The 24,155-nt window shown below is 64.5% G+C and carries 25 protein-coding genes; 21 read left to right on the top strand and 4 right to left on the bottom strand.

All coding sequences use genetic code 11. The features are described 5' to 3' along the window. Positions 1–11 precede the first annotated feature (11 nt). On the top strand, positions 12–638 hold the full coding sequence (locus ABD283_RS09490; protein WP_344224750.1) for a regulatory protein RecX: 627 nt from the start codon (positions 12–14) through the stop codon (positions 636–638). On the opposite strand, the gene ABD283_RS09485 is transcribed toward ABD283_RS09490, so the two are convergent. Continuing rightward, entirely contained in the window at positions 635–832 is a 198-nt protein-coding gene (locus ABD283_RS09485) for an FAD-dependent oxidoreductase (protein WP_344224749.1), read from the bottom strand. The genes ABD283_RS09490 and ABD283_RS09485 overlap by 4 nt on opposite strands. Before the next feature lie 69 nt (positions 833–901). On the opposite strand from ABD283_RS09485, the gene miaB reads away from it, so the two are divergent. From miaB to dapF, 3 genes are read left to right on the top strand one after another with little or no spacing between them, the layout of a single operon-like run. Then, on the top strand, positions 902–2,413 hold the full coding sequence (miaB, locus tag ABD283_RS09480; RefSeq protein ID WP_344224863.1) for a tRNA (N6-isopentenyl adenosine(37)-C2)-methylthiotransferase MiaB: 1,512 nt from the start codon (positions 902–904) through the stop codon (positions 2,411–2,413). Between the two features lies 1 nt (position 2,414). Then, positions 2,415–3,350 carry a tRNA (adenosine(37)-N6)-dimethylallyltransferase MiaA gene (gene miaA / locus ABD283_RS09475; protein ID WP_344224748.1) on the top strand — a complete coding sequence of 312 codons (936 nt, stop codon included), beginning with the start codon at positions 2,415–2,417 and terminating at the stop codon, positions 3,348–3,350. A gap of 22 nt (positions 3,351–3,372) precedes the next feature. Then, complete coding sequence (dapF, locus tag ABD283_RS09470; RefSeq protein WP_425552830.1) at positions 3,373–4,305, top strand: diaminopimelate epimerase; 933 nt, start codon at positions 3,373–3,375, stop codon at positions 4,303–4,305. A gap of 111 nt (positions 4,306–4,416) precedes the next feature. On the opposite strand, the gene ABD283_RS09465 is transcribed toward dapF, so the two are convergent. Next, a complete protein-coding gene (locus ABD283_RS09465; protein ID WP_344224747.1) occupies positions 4,417–5,040 on the bottom strand; it encodes a class I SAM-dependent methyltransferase in 624 nt (207 codons plus the stop codon). Between the two features lie 86 nt (positions 5,041–5,126). On the opposite strand from ABD283_RS09465, the gene hflX reads away from it, so the two are divergent. Together hflX and ABD283_RS09455 are read left to right on the top strand one after the other, a co-directional pair. Continuing rightward, on the top strand, positions 5,127–6,776 hold the full coding sequence (hflX, locus tag ABD283_RS09460; RefSeq protein ID WP_344224746.1) for a GTPase HflX: 1,650 nt from the start codon (positions 5,127–5,129) through the stop codon (positions 6,774–6,776). A gap of 2 nt (positions 6,777–6,778) precedes the next feature. Continuing rightward, entirely contained in the window at positions 6,779–8,839 is a 2,061-nt protein-coding gene (locus ABD283_RS09455) for an ATP-dependent DNA helicase (RefSeq protein ID WP_344224744.1), read from the top strand. 109 nt (positions 8,840–8,948) lie between these two features. Here the strand turns inward: ABD283_RS09455 and lexA are convergent, their stop codons facing one another. Continuing rightward, positions 8,949–9,698, bottom strand: coding sequence for a transcriptional repressor LexA (gene lexA / locus ABD283_RS09450; RefSeq protein ID WP_425552826.1), 750 nt, complete (start codon positions 9,696–9,698; stop codon positions 8,949–8,951). Positions 9,699–10,004: 306 nt separating this feature from the next. On the opposite strand from lexA, the gene ABD283_RS09445 reads away from it, so the two are divergent. The 7 genes from ABD283_RS09445 (at position 10,005) to ABD283_RS09415 (ending at position 14,800) form a co-directional block, all read left to right on the top strand. Continuing rightward, a complete protein-coding gene (locus tag ABD283_RS09445) occupies positions 10,005–10,364 on the top strand; it encodes a LysM peptidoglycan-binding domain-containing protein (RefSeq protein ID WP_344224742.1) in 360 nt (119 codons plus the stop codon). A gap of 37 nt (positions 10,365–10,401) precedes the next feature. Further along, entirely contained in the window at positions 10,402–11,505 is a 1,104-nt protein-coding gene (locus tag ABD283_RS09440; RefSeq protein WP_344224741.1) for a histidinol-phosphate transaminase, read from the top strand. 116 nt (positions 11,506–11,621) lie between these two features. Continuing rightward, the gene (gene hisB, locus ABD283_RS09435) at positions 11,622–12,239 is read left to right on the top strand and encodes an imidazoleglycerol-phosphate dehydratase HisB (RefSeq protein ID WP_344224740.1); all 618 of its coding nucleotides are present in this window, start codon (positions 11,622–11,624) and stop codon (positions 12,237–12,239) included. Beyond that, positions 12,236–12,961 carry an imidazole glycerol phosphate synthase subunit HisH gene (hisH, locus tag ABD283_RS09430; RefSeq protein WP_344224739.1) on the top strand — a complete coding sequence of 242 codons (726 nt, stop codon included), beginning with the start codon at positions 12,236–12,238 and terminating at the stop codon, positions 12,959–12,961. The genes hisB and hisH overlap by 4 nt, the downstream gene beginning before the upstream one ends. Further along, positions 12,958–13,119: a hypothetical protein gene (locus tag ABD283_RS09425; RefSeq protein WP_344224738.1), complete on the top strand. Its 162-nt coding sequence runs from the start codon at positions 12,958–12,960 to the stop codon at positions 13,117–13,119. The genes hisH and ABD283_RS09425 overlap by 4 nt, the downstream gene beginning before the upstream one ends. A gap of 78 nt (positions 13,120–13,197) precedes the next feature. Then, positions 13,198–13,947, top strand: coding sequence for a bifunctional 1-(5-phosphoribosyl)-5-((5-phosphoribosylamino)methylideneamino)imidazole-4-carboxamide isomerase/phosphoribosylanthranilate isomerase PriA (gene priA / locus ABD283_RS09420; protein WP_344224737.1), 750 nt, complete (start codon positions 13,198–13,200; stop codon positions 13,945–13,947). Next, positions 13,940–14,800 carry an SseB family protein gene (locus tag ABD283_RS09415; RefSeq protein WP_344224736.1) on the top strand — a complete coding sequence of 287 codons (861 nt, stop codon included), beginning with the start codon at positions 13,940–13,942 and terminating at the stop codon, positions 14,798–14,800. Before priA ends, ABD283_RS09415 begins: the two co-directional genes overlap by 8 nt. Here the strand turns inward: ABD283_RS09415 and ABD283_RS09410 are convergent. Continuing rightward, positions 14,797–15,222, bottom strand: coding sequence for a DUF1844 domain-containing protein (locus ABD283_RS09410; RefSeq protein WP_344224735.1), 426 nt, complete (start codon positions 15,220–15,222; stop codon positions 14,797–14,799). The two genes, ABD283_RS09415 and ABD283_RS09410, sit on opposite strands and share 4 nt — an antisense overlap. 339 nt (positions 15,223–15,561) lie before the next feature. On the opposite strand from ABD283_RS09410, the gene infC reads away from it, so the two are divergent. The 8 genes from infC to pheT all read left to right on the top strand — a co-directional run bounded on the left by infC (position 15,562) and on the right by pheT (position 24,152). Continuing rightward, positions 15,562–16,704: a translation initiation factor IF-3 gene (gene infC / locus ABD283_RS09405; protein ID WP_344224861.1), complete on the top strand. Its 1,143-nt coding sequence runs from the start codon at positions 15,562–15,564 to the stop codon at positions 16,702–16,704. Positions 16,705–16,829: 125 nt separating this feature from the next. Next, a complete protein-coding gene (gene rpmI, locus ABD283_RS09400) occupies positions 16,830–17,027 on the top strand; it encodes a 50S ribosomal protein L35 (RefSeq protein ID WP_016998296.1) in 198 nt (65 codons plus the stop codon). A 96-nt stretch (positions 17,028–17,123) separates the two neighbouring features. Then, entirely contained in the window at positions 17,124–17,510 is a 387-nt protein-coding gene (gene rplT, locus ABD283_RS09395) for a 50S ribosomal protein L20 (protein ID WP_016998297.1), read from the top strand. Positions 17,511–17,518: 8 nt separating this feature from the next. Then, positions 17,519–18,439, top strand: a complete 921-nt coding sequence (locus ABD283_RS09390; RefSeq protein WP_344224734.1) for a TrmH family RNA methyltransferase — start codon at positions 17,519–17,521, stop codon at positions 18,437–18,439. After that, a complete protein-coding gene (locus tag ABD283_RS09385) occupies positions 18,436–18,915 on the top strand; it encodes a (deoxy)nucleoside triphosphate pyrophosphohydrolase (RefSeq protein ID WP_344224733.1) in 480 nt (159 codons plus the stop codon). The genes ABD283_RS09390 and ABD283_RS09385 overlap by 4 nt, the downstream gene beginning before the upstream one ends. Before the next feature lie 2 nt (positions 18,916–18,917). Further along, a complete protein-coding gene (locus ABD283_RS09380) occupies positions 18,918–20,411 on the top strand; it encodes a DHA2 family efflux MFS transporter permease subunit (RefSeq protein ID WP_344224732.1) in 1,494 nt (497 codons plus the stop codon). Positions 20,412–20,535: 124 nt separating this feature from the next. After that, a complete protein-coding gene (pheS, locus tag ABD283_RS09375; RefSeq protein ID WP_344224731.1) occupies positions 20,536–21,594 on the top strand; it encodes a phenylalanine--tRNA ligase subunit alpha in 1,059 nt (352 codons plus the stop codon). 2 nt (positions 21,595–21,596) lie between these two features. Continuing rightward, positions 21,597–24,152: a phenylalanine--tRNA ligase subunit beta gene (gene pheT, locus ABD283_RS09370; RefSeq protein ID WP_344224730.1), complete on the top strand. Its 2,556-nt coding sequence runs from the start codon at positions 21,597–21,599 to the stop codon at positions 24,150–24,152. Positions 24,153–24,155 lie beyond the last annotated feature (3 nt).

The following is a 24,155-nucleotide window of genomic DNA, read 5'->3' as shown; positions in this document are numbered from 1 at the left end:
GTGACTGAGCGATGAGCCAGTCCTCTCGCTACAACTCCCGGCGCCGCAGGGCCTCGGCCCGATACCGAGGTCCTGCGGAGCCGCCCGCGGAAGGCGCTGCCGGTCAGGACAATGAGCCCGATCAGCATGAAGTTGCTCGAGCCATCGTGCTGCGCCAGCTCACCGCGTCCGCCAAGTCTCGTAAACAGCTCGAAGACAAGCTCGCTGACCGTGACGTTCCCGAAGGAGTGGCCCAAGAAGTTCTGGACCGCTTCGAAGAGGTCAACCTGGTGGACGACCGCTCCTTCGCCGCTATGTTCGTCCGGTCCCGAGCGGAAACACGCAAGCTTTCCCGCAGTGCACTACGTCGTGAGCTCCAACAACGGGGCATCACTGGTGAGTTGGCTGAGGAAGCTCTCGAACAACGCACCGACGAGGACGAGACCGAGGACGCCCACGAACTCGTGCGGAAGAAAATGCCCAAGAGTATCGATTTCTCGGATCGCAAAGAAGTCGACAAGGTCACTCGGCGGCTTGTCAGCATGCTCGGCCGCAAGGGGTACCCGCCCGGACTCGCCTTCGGAGTGGTGAAAGAGGAGCTGTCGGCGTTCGGCACCGAGGATGACTTTTCGGAACCGGACCCCTGGCCCAGCATTTAGCAAGCGAGCGTCCGTCTCGCCGAACATTGCGCCGGTGGCGGCTCGACCTCCAACCTCTCCGGTGATGGATAGTGCAGGCACCCGGGGCGTAACCGGTTGGATCGTTCCAGAACCGTCACATCGGCACCTTTGCGCTGCAGCCCCATGGCAGTGCTCAAACCTCCGATTCCGGCACCGATTACCGCCGCGCGCATAGTCGCCACCCTTTCTCATGAAGGTTCGGGTTAATTTGACCTGGTCCTTAACATAGTGGGGTGACTCAACTGACCGACACCCTGGCAAATGCCGCCCCCTCCGCCTCTGATCTACCCGCGCCCGCCTATGAGGTGCGCACCCTGGGCTGTCAGATGAACGCCCACGATTCGGAGCGCATCACCGGTCTGCTCGAAGAAGCCGGCTACGTGCCCGCCGTGGATCGAGACCCCGATCTCGTGGTGTTCAACACCTGCGCGGTGCGTGAAAACGCGGATAACAAGCTGTACGGCCAGCTTGGTCAGTTGGCACCGGCCAAGAAGCGCAACGAGCGCATGCAGATCGCCGTGGGCGGTTGCCTTGCGCAGAAGGACCGTTCCACCATCGTGGACAAGGCCCCGTGGGTGGATGTGGTGTTCGGTACCCACAACATCGGTTCGTTGCCGGTTCTTCTGGAGCGTGCTCGCCACAATCACCAGGCCGAGGTCGAGATCCTCGAGTCGCTCGAGACTTTCCCTTCCACTTTGCCCACCAAACGCGAACAGACGTACGCCGGGTGGGTCTCCATTTCGGTGGGCTGCAACAACACGTGCACGTTCTGCATCGTGCCTCAGCTGCGCGGTAAGGAAAAGGACCGCAGGCCCGGTGACATCCTGGCTGAGGTGCAGGCGCTCGTGGACTCGGGCGCGGTGGAAGTCACTCTCCTGGGTCAGAACGTCAACTCTTACGGTGTGGAGTTCGGTGACCGCGGTGCGTTCGCCAAACTCCTGCGCGCGTGCGGTGAGATCGAGGGTCTGGAACGTGTTCGTTTCACGAGCCCCCACCCCGCAGCGTTCACAGACGACGTGATCGATGCGATGGCAGAGACGCCCAACGTCATGCCGCAGTTGCACATGCCGTTGCAGTCCGGTTCGGACCAGATCCTCAAGGACATGCGACGCTCCTACCGGTCCAAGAAGTTCCTCGGAATTCTTGACCGAGTCCGCGAACAGATCCCCAATGCAGCCATCACCACGGACATCATCGTTGGCTTCCCCGGTGAGACCGAGGAAGATTTCCAGGCCACCATGGACGTGGTCGAGGCCTCCGAGTTCTCTTCCGCCTTCACCTTCCAGTACTCGATTCGCCCTGGCACCCCTGCCGGCGAGATGGCGAATCAGGTTCCGCACCACATTGTCCAAGAGCGTTTCGAACGACTAACGGCTCTGCAGGACCGAATCAGTGCACGGTTGAACCAGCAGTTGGTCGGCTCCACCGTGGAGGTCCTGATCAGCGCACACCAGGGCCGTAAATCGGAGAGCACCCACCGCCTGAGCGGTCGTTCGCAGGACCAGCGGCTCGTGCACTTCTCCGTGCCTGACGGCGCTGAGGCCCCGCGCCCGGGTGACTTCGTGACGGTCCCCGTGACGGCGGCGGCCGCCTACCACCTCCTGGCCGATCCTCAGGACGCCTCCGAATACTCGCTGCGCCGTTCCCGAGGCGGGGACGCCTGGGAAGCTGCCCAGGCAGAATCGTGCGGCACCGGTAGTTCAGGTAAACCAGGCGCCGTCGGACTCGGCATGCCCACCCTGCGCACCAACTAGCGTGGCCGTTTTCTCCTGGCCCGCCCACGGCGCACCGCTGATCGCCGTGGTCGGCCCCACCGGAACTGGTAAATCGGATCTAGCGCTGGCCCTCGCCGAGCACTTCGAAGGCGAGGTCATCAACGGGGACGCCCTCCAGTTCTATCGGGGCATGGACATCGGCACCGCCAAGCTTTCGGTCGCCGAGCGGCGCGGGGTTCCGCACCACCTCTTGGACATCATGGATATTTCGGAGGAAGCCTCCGTCGCCCGGTTCCAGACGGATGCTCGGGCCGCCATCGACGACGTCGCCGGGCGCGGCAAAGTGCCGATTCTCGCCGGTGGGTCCGGACTGTACGTTCGCGCGGCCGTGGACGCGATTGAATTCCCCGGAACGGACCCCGCGGTCCGTGCCCGGCTTGAGAACGAGTTGGCCGAGCAAGGGCGGCGCGAGCTCCTGGCGCGACTGAACGACGTCGACCCCCAATCTGCAGAGCGCGTCAAGGATGACCGGCGGCTGGTACGTGCCCTGGAGGTCTACGAAGTCACCGGGCGGCCGTTCACCTCGTTCATGCCGCAGCGTGAGTACGTGAGACCCACGATCCAATTCGGCTTGGATATGAACCGAGAGCTGCTGAACCAGCGTCTCGCGCAACGTATCGATGGGATGCTCAGCGCGGGATGGTTGGACGAGGTGCGCCAGCTCGAACGGCGAGGACTGCGTGAGAGCCCCACCGCGGGAAAGGCCCTGGGATATCCCCAACTTCTGGATGTACTGGCGGGGGAGCGAACCCTTGAAGCGGCCCGGGAGGACACCGTGGTGGCCACCCGGCGCTTCACCAAGAGACAACGCACCTGGTTCCACGCGGACCCGCGGGTGCACTGGCTCGACGCGGGACATCCGGGCGGCGTGGACGCACTCGCACGTGATGCCGTGAGGATGATTGAGGCCGCGTAAACTGACGGCCGTGACTGAAACTGTGGATCGGGGAGTGAAGACCGTGGACTGGCGTGAACTGGTGAACCATGAAGTGGTCAAGGCCCACGGAACCGGCAATGACTTCGTGGTATTCACGGACGAATACGGGGAGGTCTCGCTGACAGCGGACACCGTGGCGGCCGTGTGCGACCGTCATATGGGCCTGGGCGCTGACGGGGTGATCCGCGCGGTTCGGACTACCGAGCTACCGGAAGGTCGCAAACTCTTCGATCAAGACCCCTCGGTCGAGTGGTTCATGGACTACCGCAACGCTGACGGCTCCATTGCCCAGATGTGCGGCAACGGGGTTCGTGTATTCGTGGACCACCTGGTGCGTGAGGGGCTGGTGGAGCTCCCGCAGGGATCACAGCTGCGCATCGGAACACGCGCGGGGGTGCGCTCCGTGGCCCGCACGGACGGCGGCTATGCCGTGGACATGGGTCCGTGGAGTTTCATGGCTGGTGAAGATGCCCGTGAGAAGGGTTCGGACGCCGTGGTGACCACCGACGGTTTGAACGTCCCTCGCCCGGGTCTGTCCATCAGCATGGGAAACCCGCACACGGTGGTGGCTCTGTCCGAGGAGGACAAGCTGGACCAGTTGGATCTTCGCCGCGCGCCGTCGGTTTCTCCGGAGCCCGAGGACGGCACCAACGTTGAGTTCGTGGTGCCCGTGGATCACGACGACGTCGAGGTCGGCCGTATCCACATGCGAGTGTTCGAGCGCGGAGTGGGGGAGACCCATTCGTGCGGTACCGGTGCCTGTGCGGCAGCTGCGGCAACCCGCTTCTGGGGCGGTGTCGATGCTCCGGATCGCTGGTTGGTGGAAGTTCCGGGCGGTGTACTGTCCGTGACATTCGTGCCGGCAACCGACGGCACCGAGCACGTGGTGTTGGCCGGTCCGACTCGCGTGGTGGCTCGCGCCATCCTGGTCTAGCGAGGGCCGGTAGCCGGGCGCCTGGGCTGCCGAACAGGCCTGGGTCGGGTTGCTGTTCCCACGTCACGGTCCGAGTGAAAGGCCGCGGGGCCGGAGTCGGGAATGGTAGCGCTACCGCGAGCGTTCTACTGTAAGGATCCGGAACCCTTTATCCGTGGCAGTACGTTCGATCGTGAACTCTGCGGCGTCCAGGACCGTACTGAGCCAACGCTGGAGTGAATCGCCGCCCAGGTTCTTCTGAACCACCAGCCAAGCGGTGCCCCCAGGGGCCAAGCGAGGTAGCCACGTCAGCAGGATCTCGTGGAGTGCCTCCTTACCCACGCGAATGGGCGGATTGGACCACACAGTGTCGAACTGGCGATCTTGGGGAACGTCCTCGGGGCGGAAGGTCTCCACGTGGGAAAGCCCGTGGGCGTCGGCGTTTCGGCGGGTGAGGTCCAGGCTGCGGTCATTGACGTCGACCGCTGTCACGGTGGCCTCCGGATCAGCCAGCCCCATGGCCAGGGTCAACGGGCCCCAGCCACAACCAATATCCAAGAATTGACGGCCGCTCGGGTCAGGAACGTTGCGCAGCAGCGCGGCGGTTCCCTTGTCCAGGTCACCGGGGGAGAACACTCCGGCGGCGGTCTGAACTCGCACTTCGCGACCGCGCAGGTCCACTGAAATCTGCCGGGGCTTCTCCGGCAGGGACGGATCGGTCACAAAGTAATGCGCACTGTGCGGTTCTGGGGCCATGGCTCCACATGTTATCTCTCAGTGCTCCGTGTCGGGGCGCAGCGATAGACTGAACGAATTATCAGCAGCTTGCAGATCAAGGAATTATGACTGAATCTCACCGCCCCGAAGACTCCCAACACCGCGCACCGGTGACATCTGGGGAACCCTCGGGCGCCGATCTCGAAGACGTCGTCGCCAGGGTTCTGGCTCGCGCTCACGCGCAGAAGGAACCCGCCGTTTTTCGCGACGACACTCAGGATGCCACCGAACAGCGCAGGGAGGCCTTGGGCCGCGCACGCGAACTCCTCGACGAGGATCCGCAGTTCTCCGACGCGGACGGCGAACAGCAAGACCTTGCCGAACGACACGCGCTGCGCCGAGTCGCCGGACTCTCCACCGAGCTCGAAGATGTCACCGAGGTCGAATACCGCCAACTTCGTCTGGAACGGGTGGTGCTCGCGGGCCTGTGGTCCGCCGGCACTCTGGCGGACGCGGAGAACTCCCTGCGTGAGCTCGCAGCACTCGCGGAAACTGCCGGCTCCGAGGTCATGGACGGCATGCTCCAGCGCCGAGTGAACCCGGATCCCGGAACGTACCTGGGCTCGGGTAAGGCCATCGAACTCAAGGACGTGGTTGCGGCAACCGGCGCGGACACCGTGGTTGTGGATGCAGAACTCGCACCGTCCCAGCGCCGCGCGTTGGAGGACGTGGTCAAGGTCAAGGTCATCGACCGCACCGGTCTGATCTTGGACATCTTCGCCCAGCACGCCAAGTCCAAGGAGGGCAAGGCGCAGGTCGAATTGGCCCAGCTGGAATACATGCTTCCCCGCCTCCGTGGTTGGGGCGAGTCACTGTCCCGGCAGGCCGGCGGTCGCGCGGCGGCTGGTGAAGGTATCGGTTCTCGTGGCCCGGGCGAAACCAAGATCGAGCTCGACCGCCGCCGTATTCGTCAGCGCATGTCCAAGCTGCGCCGCGAGATCGAAGCCATGAAGCCCGCCCGCGAAACCAAGCGGCTCAACCGCAAGCGGTTCTCCGTTCCGTCGGTGGCCATTGCCGGGTACACCAACGCGGGCAAATCTTCGCTGCTCAACCGCCTCACGGACGCGGGCGTGCTCGTGGAGAACGCTCTGTTCGCCACGCTGGATCCCACGGTGCGCAAGGCAGAAACTCCTGACGGCATCGGCTACACGCTTTCGGACACCGTCGGGTTCGTGCGCTCACTGCCCACGCAGCTGGTCGAAGCATTCCGCTCCACGCTTGAAGAAGTAGCTGACGCCGATGTCATCGTGCACGTGGTCGATGCCTCCCACCCGGACCCCGAGGGCCAGCTCAAAGCTGTCCGAGATGTCCTCGCGGACGTGGGTGCCACCGACATTCCGGAGATCGTGGCGCTGAACAAATCCGATGTTGCGGATCCAGTGGTCCTGGGCCGCTTGCTCAATCACGAGAGCCCGTCCGTCGCGGTTTCTGCGCGCACGGGCGAGGGCATCGAGGAACTCAAGCAGCTGATCTCGCGCGCGATTCCGCGCCCGGATCACGAGCTGGATCTGCTGATTCCGTACGTCCACGGTGAGGTCGTGTCACGGTTGCACGCCCAAGACGCGGAGATCCTGAGCACGGAGCACACCGAGGAAGGCACTCGGCTGCGCGTGCGCGTGCGGGGGAACCTTGTGGCGGAACTCGAGCAGTATCGGCTTGGAGCGGCGTCGTCACAGGACACGCTGCCGGGCCAGAACGGTGCGGAAACCGCATAGGTATGGCTGACCCGTTCATCGATGAGACCGGGCGAGATATTTCGGACATTCGCCCCGAAACCCTGCCCGGGGCCAAGGATTCGCTCGAGCTCCTGGACGCCGCAGTGACCGCCATGGGCGGGCAGCGGCGTGAAGGCCAGCGGTTCATGGCCGCCAAGGTGGCCGAGGCCTTGGACACGCACAAACACCTGCTGGTTCAGGCCGGCACGGGCACGGGTAAGTCCCTGGCCTACCTGGTTCCCGTGTTCGAGCATGCCCAGACTGCGGATAAACCCGTGATCATCTCCACCGCGACCTTGGCCCTTCAATCGCAGGTCACCGGACGCGATGTGCCGCGCGTGTTGGACGCGGTCGAGGAGCATTTGGATCACCGGCCCAATGTGGCTCTGCTCAAGGGCCGTTCCAATTACGCGTGCCTCCATAAGATCGGCGGTGGTTATCCCACCGATGACGACGCCGCTCTGTTCAATCTTGCGGCGCCGGCCGGTTCCGCACGGGGCGGGGAGGCCGCCGTGGGCAAGCTGGGGCAACAGGTAAAACGGTTGCGTGAGTGGGTCGAGTCCACCGAAACCGGGGACCGGGACGACGTGCAACCGGGTGTTTCAGACGCCGCGTGGCGGCAGGTCTCCGTGACCGCTCGTGAGTGCATCGGGCGCAAGTGCCCGCTGATCGAAGAATGCTTTGCCGAGAAGGCTCGGCTGGCGGCCGGCGAGGCGGACGTGGTGATCACCAACCACGCATTGCTGGCCATCAACGCATTCGAAGGTTTGGCGGTGTTGCCCGAACACGATGTGGTGGTCGTGGACGAGGCCCATGAATTGCAGGACCGCGTCACAGGCGCGGTCACGGGTGCACTGTCCGGCGCGGCGGTTCGCGCAGCGGCGAGCGGAGTCCGTAAGCACACTGCCGCACCACACGAGGATCTCGATAAGGCCGCGGACGCCTTCGACCGAGCTTTCAACAGCGATCCCAACGGCTTGCTGCCGCGGGGGTTCACCGAGGAGCAGGTCTACGCGGTGCGCGGTGTCCAGGACGCAGCGCGCGCCGGACTCAGCGCAACCAAGGGCGATTCCAACGCAGAGGACGCGGGTAGGCATGCCGCGCGATCGCGACTCTCAGAGATCCTGGACACCGCTGATCGCATGCTCAATGCCAATTCGGACCATGATGTTCTGTGGATCTCTCGTGTAGGCCGCTGGGACCAGTCTTCCGGGTACGTGTCACCGGACGCGGGCGAACCAGCGACCCTTAACATTGCCCCGCTCAGCGTGGCGGGAGCCCTGAGAGAGGGACTTTTCGACGGCCGTACGGTGGTGCTGACCTCGGCCACATTGGCGGTCGGGTCATCGTTCTCATCCGTGGCCGGAGCCCTCGGACTGCAGGGGTCCGGTGCACCACCGTGGCGAGGGGTGGATGTCGGGAGCCCGTTCAACTACCCCAAGCAGGGCATTCTCTACGTGGCCCGGCATCTGCCCAAGCCGGGCAGGGGAGTGTCCGAGGATCAACTCGCCGAACTCGCTGAACTCGTCAAGGCGTCCAACGGTGGAGCCCTGGGGCTGTTCTCCTCCCGCCGCGCCGCCGAAGAAGCCACTGAGAAATTACGAGAGCTGATCGATACCGAAATTCTCTGCCAGGGAGAAGCATCCTTGCCATCGCTGGTCAAGGATTTCACGGACGACCCCACAGCAAGCCTCTTCGGCACCATAAGTCTGTGGCAGGGCGTTGATGTGCCCGGGGACTCATGCCGGTTGGTCGTCATCGATCGCATCCCCTTCCCTCGTCCCGACGACCCCCTGGGAACCGCTCGAACCAGGGCGACCGAACGCGCTGGGGGGAACGGGTTCATGGCCGTCTCCGCCACCCACGCGGCAGTGAGGTTGGCCCAGGGCGCGGGACGTTTGATTCGTTCCCACAACGATCGAGGCGTGGTTGCGGTCCTGGATTCCCGGCTCGCGACGGCGCGCTACGGGACCTTCCTGACCAAGTCCCTGCCACCGTTGTGGCCCACCGCAGACAAGACCAAAGTGCTCGGCGCGTTGAAACGGCTCAGTAGCTCGCAGTAATTCGGCTCGGCCAACCGCTCAGCAGTCGCTGCACGAACTCCACTCATAGACATCAGGCCCGGTAGGTGTGTTCACCTACCGGGCCTGATTCGAAGGTTGGGAGGGTGTCTCAGAGTGAGCGGAAAACGGAGACCACTTTGCCCATCACGGTGGCGTGATCTCCCAGGATGGGCTCGTACTGGGTGTTCTGCGGCAAGAGCCACGTGTGACCGTCGCGCTGACGGAAGGTCTTGACCGTGGCCTCATCGTCGAGCAGCGCCGCGACGATCTCTCCGTTCACGGCTGTGTTCTGCTGGCGCACCACGACCCAGTCACCGTCGCAAATGGCGGCGTCGATCATTGAATCGCCGGACACCTTGAGCATGAAGAGATCGCCGTGGCCCACAAATTCGCGCGGCAGTGAGAACACGTCTTCGACGGATTGCTCGGCCGTGATGGGGCCACCGGCGGCAATTCGACCGACCAATGGCACCGAGGCCATGGAGTCGTCGGAGCTACCGGCGGGCAGCTGCGTGACGTTGTGCACCGATCCGGCGGCGGGAGCCGTGGACTGCTCGGCTGGTTCAGGGTCACCGAGTTCCCTCGCCAGTTCAGCCTCCGAGAGCGGACGCAGTACTTCCATGGCTCGGGGGCGTCGAGGATCACGACGGATGTACCCGAGCTTCTCGAGTTGGCCCAGCTGGTGGGTCACGCTCGACAGAGATGCGAGGCCCACGATGTCCCCGATTTCGCGCATCGATGGGGGATAACCACGGTCACCGATGGCTCGCTGCACCGCACCCAGGATGGTGCGCTGGCGCGCCGTCAACGGCCGTTGGGGCCGCTGGGACTCCGAACCGGAGGGGGAAGGTGTGCTCACGAGCTGGGGTCCTTTCACCATTTTCCGACCGCGGGTCAACCGCGACGAACTCTGTACCCGCCGAGTTCGATCCTGCCGCTTATGCGTGTCAGAGATGTTCGATCAACTAGTACGGACGTTGCTTCAAGACTAGTGCGCCAAGAGTGAGGACTCAAACACATGTTCGATTTTTCTCTCGACAAGGTTCGTACACCCGTGCTAGAACTTAACGCAGATATTCGAAAACGTGTTCTAACGCCGGGGAAAGGGTTCGAACACCCTGCCGCTTCATCCCGCGGTCACCGGAAAGATCACCAGGAGGTTGCCATGACCACACATATCTTGCCCGCCAGCGCTCGATCCATCACCCGCGCACCCAAGCTCAATTTGACCCGCCGCGGACGGTTTGTCTTCATCGGGCTGCCGCTCATCACGGGTGCCGCCGCACTGTTGGTGGTCGCGGTCATTTTCCTACTGCCGTCCACTGTCCAGGCCAACACCGATCCCATGAGTGAGCCGGTGACCCACTCCGTCACCGTTCAATCTGACCAGTCCCTGTGGGAGATCGCCTATGCGGCTGACCCGCAGCGCGATACTCGCGAGGTCATGGATGACATCGTCGAGCTCAACGGATTGGCGTCATCTGAGCTTTCCGCCGGTCAGTTGTTGGAGATCCCCGCACCCTGAATCGTGGGAAGTACTGCCCGGCGCTTAAGCTAGGGGAGTGAGCCACAATCTCGATCGCCTAGAAGCCCTGCCCCTGCGTGAGAATCTGCGGGGCATGTCCCCGTACGGAGCACCCCAACTGGATGTTGCGGTTGCCCTGAACACGAACGAGAACACCCATCCCGTCCCGCAACCTGTGGTGGATGCCATCACGCAACGCGTGTCCCAGGCCGCAGGACAGCTCAATCGTTACCCGGATCGCGAGTTCACTGAACTTCGCACTGCCTTGGCTTCCTATTTGGGCCACGATCTCGAGGCGGACAACCTCTGGGCCGCCAACGGATCCAACGAGATCCTGCAGCAAATCTTGCAGACTTTCGGTGGGCCCGGCCGTTCCGTTCTGACCTTCGTGCCGACGTATTCGATGTACCCCCTGCTCGCGTCCGGAACCGGGACCGAATTCATTGCGGGTCAGCGCGCAGATGATTTCACGTTGACTGCGGAGTCCGCCGCAGCCCAGGTCCGAGAGCACCGGCCGAACGTGGTGTTCCTGTGTTCACCCAATAACCCCACGGGTACTGCCCTGGGCCTGGATGTCGTCGAGGCAGTATACGAGGCCGCGGAAGAATCCAACTCCATGGTCATCGTCGATGAGGCGTACGCGGAATTCGCTCGCTTCGGTACACCATTCGCGCTGACGTTGCTCCAGGGGCGCCCCCGGCTGATCGTCACCCGCACCATGAGTAAAGCTTTTGCGCTGGCCGGTGCCCGACTGGGGTATTTCGCTGCCGCCCCCGAAGTCACGGACGCCATTCGCCTGGTCCGTTTGCCGTACCACTTGTCGGCGGTCAGCCAAGCCACAGCGCTTGCTGCGCTCGAGCACAGCGATGTCCTATTGAGCACCGTGGAAGACATCAAGATGCAGCGGGACCGCATTGTTGACGATCTCAAGCGCATGGGCCTCGAACCCGCGGAGTCCGATTCCAACTTCGTGTTCTTCGGAGGCATGGCGGATGCCCAGCACATGTGGCAGAGCCTTCTGGATCAGGGCGTGCTGGTGCGTGATGTCGGTATCCCGGGCCACTTGCGCGTGACCGCGGGCACGGAGGATGAGACCACCGCGTTCCTATCCGCCGTGGAGAACTACCTGCAGCAGAAATGACCCGCGGGTAAGTCACCTGTCCGTCACCGAGCGGGCCCATCAGGTCCGCCTACTAAACTGGAGAGCGCCGCTGTATCCGGTAGGCGCTTGCAGAATTCGAGGAGTCACACCCCGTTATGTCCCCAACCAACTCACCTCGTACGGCCGTGGTGGAACGCGTGACAAGCGAATCCACCGTGCGCGTGGAACTGAACCTGGACGGCACCGGCCAGTCCAATATCGAGACCACGGTGCCTTTCTACAACCACATGTTGACGGCGCTGTCCAAGCACTCTCTGATCGACCTCAACGTGCAGGCTCACGGGGACACCGACATCGATGTGCATCACACCGTGGAGGACACCGCCATTGTGCTCGGAGATGCGTTTCTCAAGGCCCTTGGCGACAAGCGGGGTATCCGTCGCTTCGGTCAGGCCACCATTCCGTTGGACGAGGCGCTGGCCTCGGCGGTCGTCGACGTCTCCGGTCGCCCGTACGTGGTGCACACCGGCGAGCCCGAAGGCCAGCAGTACCACTTGATCGGCGGTCACTTCACCGGTTCCATGACCCGCCACGTGTTCGAGTCCTTCGCCTACCACGCCCAGTTGTGCCTGCACATTGACGTGATCCGCGGTCGGGACCCGCACCATATCGTGGAAGCACAGTTCAAGGCCCTGGCACGTGCGTTGCGCGAGGCCGTTGAACCCGATGCCCGCATGGCAAATGCCATCCCGTCCACCAAGGGAGCTTTGTGAACCCCGGTAATGAACAGGTGACCGAGACGGAACAGGCCCCGTGTGTCGTCGTTCTCGATTACGGTGCCGGCAATGTGCATTCGGCCGTGCGAGCGCTGGAAGCCGCAGGGGCTCGCGTGAAGCTCAGCGCCGACTCCGATGACGTCATGGACGCTGATGGGCTGGTGGTCCCCGGTGTGGGTGCGTTTGCCGCCGTGATGGACGGCCTCCGGTCGGTTCAGGCTCCTCGTCTCATTGACCGTCGGTTGAGTGGCGGCCGTCCCGTCCTGGGCATTTGCGTGGGTTTGCAGGTCATGTTCGATGAGGGCGTCGAGCACGGTGAGCGTTCCGAGGGCCTGGCCCAGTGGCCCGGAACGGTGGAACGGTTGAACGCCCCGGTGGTTCCCCATATGGGGTGGAACACCGTGGAACCGCCCCAGGACTCGGTCCTCTTCAAAGGCATCGAGAGTGAGCGCTTCTACTTTGTGCACTCGTACGGCGTGCAGGACTGGAATTTCGATCAGACCATCGATCGGATGAAGGCACCAGGTGTCACGTGGTCCGAACACGGCGGCCGGTTCGTGGCGGCGGTGGAGAACGGCGCCCTGTGCGCTACACAGTTCCACCCGGAGAAATCCTCGGCGGCCGGCATCGCTCTGCTGCGCAACTGGTTGGGAACGCTGCCGCGCACCGGTCGCATGGCAGACCGTATGCCCGAGCATGGTGCGGAGGTCGAGAAATGACATTCGCCATGTTGACCATGGTGCTGGGCGCGTTTGTCGCCGGTGGTGCCATTTCCTTCAAGCAGCAGAAGAAACCTCTGTGGTCGGTGCTGCTCCTGACGGCCATCGCTCTGGCGCTGATCATTTACGGCGGATATTCCTGGATCACGTCCCTGTAGTGTCCTCGCCGCAGCGTGGGCTGCGGCATCAAATCGTTGAAATCCATTGAGCGGTATTGACCGCCGGTAAGGAGAACCATGTCTCAGGAGTCCACCCCCCGTTTGGAACTGTTGCCCGCGGTTGACGTGCAGGACGGCCAGGCCGTGCGCCTCGTCCAGGGCGAGGCAGGATCGGAAACCGGGTACGGCGATCCCGTGGAAGCTGCCCTCATGTGGCAGGAAGCCGGGGCTGAATGGCTCCACCTGGTCGACCTCGATGCGGCTTTCGGTCGCGGCGACAACATCGACGTGCTGCGTCGCGTGGCCGAGCGGATCGAGATGAAGATCGAGATGTCCGGCGGTATCCGTGACGACGAATCCCTCGAGCGGGTTCTCTCCCTCAACCCCGCCCGCATCAACTTGGGCACCGCCGCCCTCGAGAACCCCGAGTGGACCCAGCGCGTGATTGCCGAGCACGGCGAAGTGATCGCCGTGGGGCTGGACGTTCGTGGTACCACCCTGGCCGCTCGCGGCTGGACCAAGGAAGGCGGCGATCTCTGGGAGGTCCTGGATCGCCTCGAGGCCGACGGCTGCTCCCGCTACGTGGTCACGGACGTGACCAAGGACGGCACGCTCAAGGGCCCCAACGTGGAGTTGCTGGCCGAGGTGGCCCGTCGCACCGACAAGCCGGTCGTTGCCTCCGGCGGCGTTTCCTCCCTCGAAGACATCGCTGCGCTGCGCGAACTCGTGCCCGTGGGCGTCGAGGGTGCCATCGTGGGCAAGGCTCTCTACGCGGGTAAGTTCACGCTGCCCGAGGCTCTCGAAGTGGCCGGCCGCCCGAATGCCTGAAAGCTCCGACCCCCGTCCGCTGCCCGCGCACATCGCTGCGCAACTGCGCTCGGCCGGCGGTAGCGAGGACACCGGCGGCCAGGCGTGGGAGGGTCGCAACCTGGGGGAGGGTACCAGCCACACACACCTCTTTCCCGACGACGACGGCGCCGCGGCACCCGGAATTGCCGCCGCCTTGGCAGCGTGGCGAGAAGGGCGCGCCTCCGAATCCGAAGTCGTTGCCGCACTCCCCGGCATCAGGGTGTTCGTGTCGATCGTGGCAGAGGTCTCCCATTCGGAGATCACCGAACACGGGCTCGTCTCCGACAAGGAGGCCGACATGGCCCTGGTGAGTCTGCGGACCGCCGACGGTCGCAAGGCTCTGCCGGTGTTCACCGCTGTGGATGAACTGTCCGCGTGGAACTCTCAGGCGCGACCCGTTGCGGTAGATATCCGCAAGGCAGCGCTGTCCGCGGTTCAGGACGGTTCGGATTTGCTGGTTGTGAATCCGGGTTCTGACCCGGCCTTCGTGGTGCGTCGCCCCGCAATGTGGTGCGTGGCGAAAGACATGGCCTGGACGCCGTCGTACGCGGATCTGTCCGTGGACGACGCCGTGCTGCGCGCAGCTCTCGGTATGGAACTCATTGTCTCCGCACGCACCGAGCCGGGCCCCGGGATCAATGGGAAGCGATCGGACGGCGCGCTGTTGAAGGGCGGAGCCACGGGTCCGGAACTCGTGATCGTGCTGCAACTGACTCCAGGACTGACCCAAGAAATGGTTCAGGCCACGATCGGCCAGTACCAGCAGAAGCTGGTCACCGAGCCGATCATGGCCGAGAACGTTGATTCCTTGGGGCTTCGCCTGACCGCTTAGCCGAACACCGGGCCGGTGAACTTTTCACCGGGACCGGAACCGGGAGCGTCCGGGAACGGAGATGCCTCACGGAAGGCCAACTGCAGGGACTTCAAACCGTCACGCAGGGGAGCGGCGTGCTGCGAACCGATCTCCGGTGCGGCAGCGGTGACGTAACCGGCCAGAGCAGTGATGAGCTTGCGGGCTTCGTCCAGATCCTTGAGTTCCTCGGCGTCGTCGCCGGCGGCCAGACCGCACTTCACGGCCGCGGCGCTCATGAGGTGAACCGCGGCGGTCGTGATGACCTCAACCGCGGGAACCTCCGCGATGTCGCGCATTTGCTCATTGACCGCCTCGACGGTCTCATCGGGGGCGCCGTGTGCGTCGTGGCCCTGGGTGTTGTCGTCGAATTCGAAGCGCTCGTTGCGCGGTGCATCGGTCATGGATCTACTCTAAAACAGTCCTGCGACACCACAGGACGGCCCGCTGTGGACGGTGCGGGAGTCGAGGATCACTCCCACGGTTCGCACTCATCGCGTCCCATGCGCTAAACTATTGGGCAGTGTGCAAGTGGAGGTAACTCCCACCCGCGTCCGCCCGCGTCAAACCGGGTTGTAGGACTCCGGGTCAGTGACCGGAAATCCGAGGTCCACGCCGTGAGGTGTGTGATGCTTTGGAATTTCTGATGACAGTGTGGTTTCAACCTCCGCTCGCGCCTATCGCAGCGGAGGTTTTTTGTTGCGGTAGTTCATAGCAACGGGGAAACCCACGAACATCAGGAGATTGGCATTAGCGATCCACGTATCAATGACAGAATCCGTGTCCCGGAGGTCCGTCTCGTCGGACCCGGCGGCGAGCAGGTTGGCATCGTACGCGTCCAGGACGCACTGCGGCTAGCACGCGAATCGGATCTCGATCTGGTCGAGGTCGCACCCAACGCCAAGCCTCCGGTGGCCAAGCTCATGGACTTCGGCAAGTACAAGTACGAGGCCGCGGTCAAGGCTCGTGAGGCACGTAAGAACCAGGCCAACACGGTGCTCAAGGAGGTCCGTTTCCGCCTCAAGATCGACACTCACGACTATGAGACGAAGGTCGGCCACGCCAAGCGTTTCCTGTCCGCAGGTGACAAGGTCAAGGCCATGATCCAGTTCCGTGGTCGCGAGCAGCAGCGTCCCGAGATGGGCGTCCGTTTGCTCGAGCGTCTCGCGGAGGATGTCGCCGAGGTGGGTGTGGTGGAAACCAACCCCCGCGTGGACGGCCGCAACATGGTCATGGTCATCGGCCCGCTGAAGAACAAGGCCGAGGCCCGTGCTGAGGCCCGTCGACAGAAGCAGCGCGACGAGTCCAAGGCGGACAACGAGCGGAAGCAGCGGGTGGACACCTCCAAGGCTGCCCCTGTGACCCAGTCCATCGGGGATGCGTTCCCGGAGGAACTGCGGAGCAAGGCCAGCGCACCGGAGACCTCGGAAGAGACCCCGGTTCAGAACACTGAGCAGGCCAAGGTCTCGGACCAGGCGGACACCAAAGCCGAGTCCACTCAGGACGAGGCCCCTAAGGCTGAGCCCAAGGTCGTGGACGCACCGGCGGTGGACCCCAAGATCGGTCAGGCTGCCCCGGCAGTGACCGAGACCGAGGAGGAAGCCGAAAAGCGTACCGAGGTTGCTGAGGAAGCTCCCGAGGAGAAGCCCAAGGCAGCGGCGTCGCCGTCCAAGCCCAAGGCAGCTCCCAAGCCGGCATCGGCCGAGAAGCCCAAGGCGGCTTCCGCGGCCAAGCCAAAGGCTGCAGCGTCGGCTAAACCCAAGGCTGCCGAGGACAAGCCCAAGGCGACTGAGGAGAAGCCTAAGGCTGCCCCTAAGCCGGCTTCGGCTCCGAAGCCCGGTGCCCCCAAGCCCGGAGCTCCCAAACCGGGCCCTGCTAAGCGCTGAGGCGCGCAGCACACAGTGAATTGACAGCGTTGGGCGTGCAACACGCTCAACACAAGCGTGGCCGTCGCTTGCGAGCGGCGGCCCACCGGTGTGCGTCACCGGTTGAACCAAAGGAGACGGCCACCATGCCGAAGATGAAGACCCACAGTGGAGCTAAGAAGCGTTTCAAGCTCACCGGTTCGGGCAAGGTCAAGCGTCAGCAGGCCAACCGCCGCCACTACTTGGAGCACAAGTCTTCGCGACTGACCCGCCGCCTTGCGAGCGATCAGATCGTGAGCACCCCGGGCGAGGCCAAGGCCATCAAGCGGATGCTGGGCAAGTAAGCCAGCGCTACACCAAGTTTTGTGCCGTGAGAGCGGCGCAGTGAAGTTTGAGATTGTTCCGATCGTGATCGGAACCGAACCGTAAGGAGTACACACGTGGCACGTGTGAAGCGGGCGGTCAACGCCCACAAGAAGCGTCGTGAAATTTTGGAGATGGCCTCCGGTTACCGTGGACAGCGTTCGCGCCTGTACCGCAAGGCCAAGGAACAGGTGCTGCACTCGTACACCTACTCCTACAACGACCGTCGCAAGAAGAAGGGCGATTTCCGTCGCCTGTGGATCCAGCGCATCAACGCTGCTTCCCGCGCCAACGGCCTGACCTACAACCGTTTCATCCAGGGCCTGAAGGCTGCTGAGGTTGAGGTGGACCGTCGCATGCTGGCAGAGCTGGCCGTCAACGACGCCAATGCTTTCGCCGCTCTGGTCAAGGTTGCCAAGGACGCACTGCCGGAGGACACCTCCGCACCGCGCAACGCTGCCTGACCAGGCTCGTGAACTTCACCGAGCGCCTGGGAGACCGGCTGCTGTCCAACACCCGTGCCGATCGGGTTCGTGACGTAGCCGCGTTGACCAGGCGCTCGGTTCGTTCCAAACGCGGACTGTTCCGCGCGGAGGGCCCCCAGAACGTGCGCGAAGCACTGCGGTTGGCGCTCTCTGATTCTCCGGCACCCGGTCTTCCGGGGCTCGACGCCGTGTACGTCACCGAATCCGAGTTGGACCGCCATCCGGACATCGCCGCGGACCTGGAAGTCGTATCCGAACGCGGGGGAGTGTTCATCCGCGCGGTCACCTCCGAGGTGCTGGCGGCCATGACCGACGCCGTGACGCCCCAGGGCATGCTGGCGGTCTGCTCCCTTCCCGCCCTGGACCTCCATGCTGCACTGGCACCGGCCGATCTGGCGTGCGTTCTGGTCCGGGTCCAGGATCCCGGTAACGCCGGAACGGTCGTGCGCGCCGCGGACGCCGCCGGTGCCCGGGCTGCCGTGTTCACCTCCGGCAGCGTGGACCCGTTCAATCCCAAGGCCGTACGTTCATCGGCCGGTTCGCTGTTCCACGTTCCGGTCGTCACGGGAGCGGACCTTGTCGACGTCGCTCACGCCGCCCACGAGCGCGGCTCGGGAATTCTCGCTGCGGACGGATACGCAAACGTGTCGGTGGATGATCTCGCCGACGCCGCGCTATTGCGGTCCGCGGGTGTGGCACGTTCCGACGATGCCCCATACGACCTGTCCCGCCCCACCGCGTGGTTGTTCGGCAACGAGGCCCAGGGTCTCACCGACCATGAAAAGGCCCACGCCGATCTGGCCGTGGCCGTGCCGCTCTACGGAGCCGCAGAATCTCTCAACGTGGGCACTGCAGCCACAGTCTGCTTGTACTCTTCGGCGCGAGTCCAGCGCCGCGCTCACTCATGAATACCGCGTCCGCGCAGGATCCGATCACACGGGTCACCGGCGCGGCCATCCTTGATAACTCCCAGGCGCCCACCCGCATGCTGGTGGCTCAGCGCGCCTACCCGAAGAAGCTTCGTGGCCTGTGGGAGTTTCCGGGCGGTAAACAGGAACCCGGAGAAGGCGCTGAAGAAGCACTCGTTCGTGAATGTACCGAGGAACTCGGCGTGACCGTTCGCCCGTTGGACGAGGTCCCCGCTCCGAACCCGGAGGGATGGCCCCTCAAAGGAACCGCCGTCATGCGTGTCTTCACCGCGGTGGTCATCGATGAACGTGAGCCGGCCGCGGGGAAGGACCACCTTCAGTTGCGTTGGGTCGAATTGAATGACCGCGCATCGATTCTCGAGCTCGAGTGGATCCCGGCGGACCTGCCCATCGTGGAGGCCCTGCTCGACCAACTCCAGGAGGCGAGCCCTCAAGCCTCCCGCCGCGGTCACTGACCATGGCTCTGCGAACCGAAACGCGTCGGGATCCTGCCGCGTGGAGCGCCCTGTGGGCCATGGTCCTGGGCTTCTTCATGATCCTGGTGGACGCCACCATTGTGTCCACCGCAGTGCCCGCCATCATGGACGGGCTGAATGCTCCCATTGGTGGGGTGCTGTGGGTGACTAGCGCCTACCTGCTCGCTTATGCGGTCCCTTTGCTCATCACCGGTAGGTTGGGGGATCGCTTCGGCCCGCGCACCATGTACCTGCTGGGACTGTCGGTCTTTACCCTGGCGTCCCTGTGGTGTGGGTTTGCCGGGACCCTGGAAAGTCTCGTGGCCGCTCGCGTGGTTCAAGGGGTCGGCGCGGCGATCCTCACTCCCCAGACCATGACCGTGATCACCCGCATGTTTCCGAGCGAAACCCGCGGCACCGCCATGGGAATCTGGGGAGCCACGGCAGGCATCGCCACCCTGGTGGGACCGCTCCTGGGCGGCGTGCTCGTGGACCTGGCCGGTTGGCAGTGGATCTTCTGGGTCAACGTTCCGGTCGGAATTTACGCCCTGTGGCGCGCGGCCAAATACCTTCCGCGTCTCGAACGCCGCAGCCATTCCCTGGACATACCGGGCGTGGTGCTTTCCGGCGTGGGCCTGTTCCTCATCGTGTTCGGCGTGCAGGAGGGTCAGAAGTACGGCTGGTCCACCGTGGTCGGTCCCATCACGATCCCCGTGGTCATCGGAACCGGCGTGGCCGTGATGATCGCGTTCGTCGCGTGGCAGGCCAAGAACCGCGGTGAGCCACTGGTACCGCTCGCGCTGTTTCGCGACCGCAACTTCTCGCTGGCCAACGTGGCGATCGGCGCGGTCAGCTTCACCGTGAACTCCATGATCATTCCCGCGATGCTTTACCTTCAGCTCGTCCGGGATCTCGATCCCACGCTCGCTGCCTTGAGCTACGCCCCCATGTCGTTGCTGTCCGCGATTCTGGCGCCACTCGTGGGACGGTCGCTCGCCAAGCGCACCCCGCGTTCCCTCGCGCTCCCGGGACTCATCATCATGTCCCTCTCGCTGGCCGCCTATGCCTTTGCCCTGCGCGTGGACACCCCGGTGTGGTTGTTGGCCGTCATGACGCTGGGTATCGGACTGGGTAGCGCCATGGTCTGGTCCCCGGTCTCGATCGCCGCGACCTCCAATCTCCGCCCGGATCGCGTGGGCGCCGGCTCCGGCGTCTTCAACACCACGCGCCAGGTCGCCGCCGTGCTCGGTGCCGCCATGGTCGCCGTGCTGCTGCAGGCGAGACTGGCCGCGAATCTCCCGGAGGGCGCGGGAACGACGTCGCTCGCGGCGTCGTCGAGCGCGGGTGGTCTCCCCGAGGCGCTTCAGGCAGGATTCGCCGCAGCCGTGACCCAGACCCTGCTGCTCCCGGCCGCGGTGCTGTTGCTGGGCGCGATTGCCGCGGCATTCTTCACCCCGCCGCGCTGGTGGGGAGAGCAGCAGACGAAGAGCCCATAGCCGATCCACTAGACTGAACCTGCCCGCACCGTGATCGTTGCGGGCATTTACACGGGGACCGCGGCGCCGTCGCTGACGCCAGGTCTTCCGCTGAACCCGTCCGCGAGCAGGAACGCGAGAAACCATGTCCGAACCCACACCGTCCATCGAGGTGGACCCCACTGACGAAGCCGGGGTCACCTCTGCCGTAGAACGCGCACTCAACGAGATCGAGGGAGCTGCAGACCTCGACGAACTGAAGGTCGTGCGACTGGCCCACACCGGTGAGAAGTCGCCGCTGGCGTTGGCCAACCGCAAGATCGGTGGCCTGGACAAGGCCCAGAAGGCCGTGGCGGGCAAGCTCGTCGGCCAGGCCCGCGGCCGCGTGAACAAGGCTGTGGCCGCGCGCACCGCGGTGCTCGAAGAGGAGCGCGACGCCCGTATCCTCGTGGACGAGGCCGTGGACGTCACAGCGGCCACGCGTCGCACGCGGCTGGGCGGGCGCCACCCGCTCACCAACTTGATGGACCGCATCGGCGACGTGTTCGTGGGCATGGGTTGGGAGATCGCGGACGGGCCCGAGCTCGAACACGAATGGTTCAATTTCGACTCCCTGAACTTCAAGCCGGATCATCCCGCACGCCAGCTGCAGGACACGTTCTTCGTGGACCCGCCGTCCTCGCACCTGGTCATGCGTACCCACACTTCGCCCGTGCAGATGCGATCGCTGCTGGAGCGAGAGCTTCCCGTGTACGTGGTGTGCCCGGGTAAGACCTACCGCACGGACGAACTGGACGCGACCCACACCCCGGTGTTCCACCAGGTGGAGGGCCTAGCCGTGGACGAGGGCTTGTCCATGGCCGACCTCAAGGGCACGCTCACGCACTTTGCCCGTGTGATGTTCGGTGAGGAAGCCCAGATCCGACTGCGCCCCAATTACTTCCCGTTCACCGAGCCCTCCGCCGAGCTGGACGTGTGGCACCCCACCGCCAAGGGTGGGCCCCGCTGGATCGAGTGGGGCGGCTGCGGCATGGTGCACCCCAATGTGCTGCGCGCGGCCGGCATCGATCCCGAGCGGTACTCGGGCTTTGCCTTCGGTATGGGTATCGAGCGGACCCTGATGTTCCGCAACAACGTCCCGGACATGCACGACATGGTCGAGGGCGACATCCGTTTCAGCGAGCACTTCGGGATGGAGATCTAATCATGCGAGTTCCTTTGTCATGGCTGCGCGAGTACGCGCCCGTACCCGAGAACGCAACCGCCGAGGACGTCCTGGCCACCCTGGTCAAGGTGGGCCTCGAAGAAGAAGACATCCACCGCCCCACGGACGAGCTCTCCGGGCCGATCGTGGTGGGCCAGGTGCTCACCATGGAGCCGGAAACCCACTCCAACGGCAAGACTGTGAACTGGTGCACTGTGCGCGTGGTTCCGGAGGGTCAGGAACAAACCCTGACCGGTAAGGGCATCGACCCGTCCGGTGTACAGGGCATCATTTGCGGTGCCCATAACTTCACCGTGGGCGACAAGGTTGTGGTGACCCTGCCTGGGGCCGTGCTGCCCGGAGACTTCAAGATCTCCGCGCGCAAGACCTATGGTCACACCTCCGCGGGCATGATCGCCTCGGTACGCGAACTGGGCATTGGCGACGATCACGACGGCATCCTGGTGCTCTCCACCCTGGGACTGGACCCCGAGCTGGGGTCGGACGCCATGGAACTGCTGGGCCTCTACGACTCCGCGGCCGAGATCAACGTGACTCCCGACCGCGGCTACGGCTTCTCGCTGCGCGGCGTGGCACGCGAATACTGCCATGCAACGCGCTCGCCGTTCACCGATCCCGTGGCTGAGCTGGCGCCCAAGGTGCCGGAAGCCACCGAATCCGGTTTCTCGGTCACACTGGCCGACGACGCACCGATCCACGGTCGCCAGGGCTGCACGCGATTCGTGACTCGCGTGGTCGAGGGTGTGGATCCCTCCGCGCCCACTCCGCCGTGGATGTCGTCCCGCCTGCGGTTGGCCGGGGTCCGTTCCCTGAGCCTGCCCGTGGACATCTCCAACTACGTGATGCTGGAGTACGGCAACCCGATTCACAACTACGACTTGGACAAACTCCAGGGCGGCATCACGGTGCGTCGGGCACAGCAGGGTGAGAAGCTCACCACGCTGGACGACAAGACCCGTGAGCTGGACTCCGAGGACCTGCTGATCACGGATGAGTCCGGCCCGATCGGGATGGCCGGTGTCATGGGCGGCGCCACGACCGAGGTCTCGGCCTCCACCACGCGCATTCTGGTGGAGGCCGCGCGCTTCGACGAGATCTCGATTGCTCGCACCGCCCGTCGTCACAAGCTGCCCTCGGAAGCATCCAAGCGCTTCGAACGCGGCGTGGACCCGCAGGTCGCCCCGGTGGCCGCTCAGCGCGTGGTCGACCTGTTGGTCGAACTCGCCGGCGGTACCGACACCGGTGCCGTGACGGACGTCGATCAGACGGTTGCTCCCGAGTACATCGACCTGCCCGCCGGATACGCCGAATCTCGTGTGGGCGTGGATTACTCGCCCGAGACCATCGAGCACTCGCTGCGCGAGATCGGTGCCGACGTCCTCGAGACCGCTGACGGCTGGAAGGTCACCCCGCCCACGTGGCGCCCGGACCTGAGCGACAAGGAAGACCTGGTTGAGGAGATTGCGCGCCTGGACGGCTACGACAAGATCCCCGATCGACTGCCTGTCGCGCCTCCCGGCCGTGGCTTCACCCGCTGGCAGGCGGCACGACGCCGCGTGGCCAATTCCCTGGCCGCCGCGGGCCTCACCGAGGTGCTCAGCTACCCGTTTGTGTCCCAGGACGAGAACAACCTGTGGGGCTCCGCTGAAGAAGGCACCACGGTCGAATCGGTCAAGCTCGCTAACCCGATCAGCGAGGCCAAGCCCTTGCTGCGGGTCAGCATCCTGCCGGGCCTGCTCGAAGTGCTCAAACGCAATCACTCGCGCGGTTTCCGCGATCTGGCGCTGTTCGAATCCGGCCACGTATTCCTCCCTGAGGGCTACTCGCCGGACACTCAGCCCATTCCGCCGCTGGGTGAGCGTCCCTCGGAAGAGGACTTGGCGCGTCTCAACGCCGCGATCCCGGATCAGCCGCGCAAGCTCGCCGCAGTCTTCGCCGGTCACGACGCCGCTGCGGGGCCCTGGGTCGCGCCGCGTCGCCTGGATTGGCAGGACGCCCTGGACGCGGCCATGCTCGCCGCGGATGTGTTGGGCGTGGAGCTCACGGTGACGCAGGGTCAGCATCAGGCCTTCCACCCGGGCCGCACGGCCACACTGAGCACGGCTGACGGCGTGGCGATCGGCGTGGCCGGTGAGCTGCACCCCAAGCTCGTGGCTGCGCAGAACCTGCCGGAGCGCACATGCGTGATGGAACTGGATCTTTCGGCGCTGATCGAACGAGAGATCCCGTCCGTTGTAGCCGAGTCGATTTCGGGATACCCCGCGGCAACGCAGGACGTGGCTCTCGTCGTGGACGGGGATCTTCCGGCGGCGGAACTTCTGGCCACGGTCGAGACCGGTGCTGGCGAGTTGTTGGAATCGGCCAGTGTGTTCGACGTGTATTCGGGTACCGGGGTGGAGGACGGCAAGAAGTCCGTGGCAATTGCCATGCGATTCCGAGCTTCGGACCGTACCCTGACCGCCGATGAAGCATCAGAGGCCCGCACCGCGGCCGTGGCCGCGGCGGAAGCCGCTCATGGTGCGCAACTGCGCGGCTGACAC

Source organism: Kocuria atrinae (genome assembly GCF_039531425.1).
Classification (GTDB): Bacteria; Actinomycetota; Actinomycetes; order Actinomycetales; family Micrococcaceae; genus Kocuria; species Kocuria atrinae.
The sequence above is the reverse complement of the archived record's forward strand: the minus strand, read 5'-3'. Positions and strand labels throughout refer to the sequence as shown.

What these genes read in the sequence shown, in the direction of transcription:
- ABD283_RS09490 (WP_344224750.1), top strand. Translation starts at nt 12, where the DNA reads ATGAGCCAGTCCTCTCGCTACAACTCCCGGCGCCGCAGGGCCTCGGCC.
- ABD283_RS09485 (WP_344224749.1), bottom strand. Translation starts at nt 832, where the DNA reads ATGCGCGCGGCGGTAATCGGTGCCGGAATCGGAGGTTTGAGCACTGCC.
- ABD283_RS09465 (WP_344224747.1), bottom strand. Translation starts at nt 5,040, where the DNA reads ATGGCCCCAGAACCGCACAGTGCGCATTACTTTGTGACCGATCCGTCC.
- hflX (WP_344224746.1), top strand. Translation starts at nt 5,127, where the DNA reads ATGACTGAATCTCACCGCCCCGAAGACTCCCAACACCGCGCACCGGTG.
- ABD283_RS09455 (WP_344224744.1), top strand. Translation starts at nt 6,779, where the DNA reads ATGGCTGACCCGTTCATCGATGAGACCGGGCGAGATATTTCGGACATT.
- ABD283_RS09445 (WP_344224742.1), top strand. Translation starts at nt 10,005, where the DNA reads ATGACCACACATATCTTGCCCGCCAGCGCTCGATCCATCACCCGCGCA.
- hisB (WP_344224740.1), top strand. Translation starts at nt 11,622, where the DNA reads ATGTCCCCAACCAACTCACCTCGTACGGCCGTGGTGGAACGCGTGACA.
- ABD283_RS09425 (WP_344224738.1), top strand. Translation starts at nt 12,958, where the DNA reads ATGACATTCGCCATGTTGACCATGGTGCTGGGCGCGTTTGTCGCCGGT.
- priA (WP_344224737.1), top strand. Translation starts at nt 13,198, where the DNA reads ATGTCTCAGGAGTCCACCCCCCGTTTGGAACTGTTGCCCGCGGTTGAC.
- ABD283_RS09415 (WP_344224736.1), top strand. Translation starts at nt 13,940, where the DNA reads ATGCCTGAAAGCTCCGACCCCCGTCCGCTGCCCGCGCACATCGCTGCG.
- ABD283_RS09410 (WP_344224735.1), bottom strand. Translation starts at nt 15,222, where the DNA reads ATGACCGATGCACCGCGCAACGAGCGCTTCGAATTCGACGACAACACC.
- rpmI (WP_016998296.1), top strand. Translation starts at nt 16,830, where the DNA reads ATGCCGAAGATGAAGACCCACAGTGGAGCTAAGAAGCGTTTCAAGCTC.
- ABD283_RS09385 (WP_344224733.1), top strand. Translation starts at nt 18,436, where the DNA reads ATGAATACCGCGTCCGCGCAGGATCCGATCACACGGGTCACCGGCGCG.
- ABD283_RS09380 (WP_344224732.1), top strand. Translation starts at nt 18,918, where the DNA reads ATGGCTCTGCGAACCGAAACGCGTCGGGATCCTGCCGCGTGGAGCGCC.
- pheS (WP_344224731.1), top strand. Translation starts at nt 20,536, where the DNA reads ATGTCCGAACCCACACCGTCCATCGAGGTGGACCCCACTGACGAAGCC.
- pheT (WP_344224730.1), top strand. Translation starts at nt 21,597, where the DNA reads ATGCGAGTTCCTTTGTCATGGCTGCGCGAGTACGCGCCCGTACCCGAG.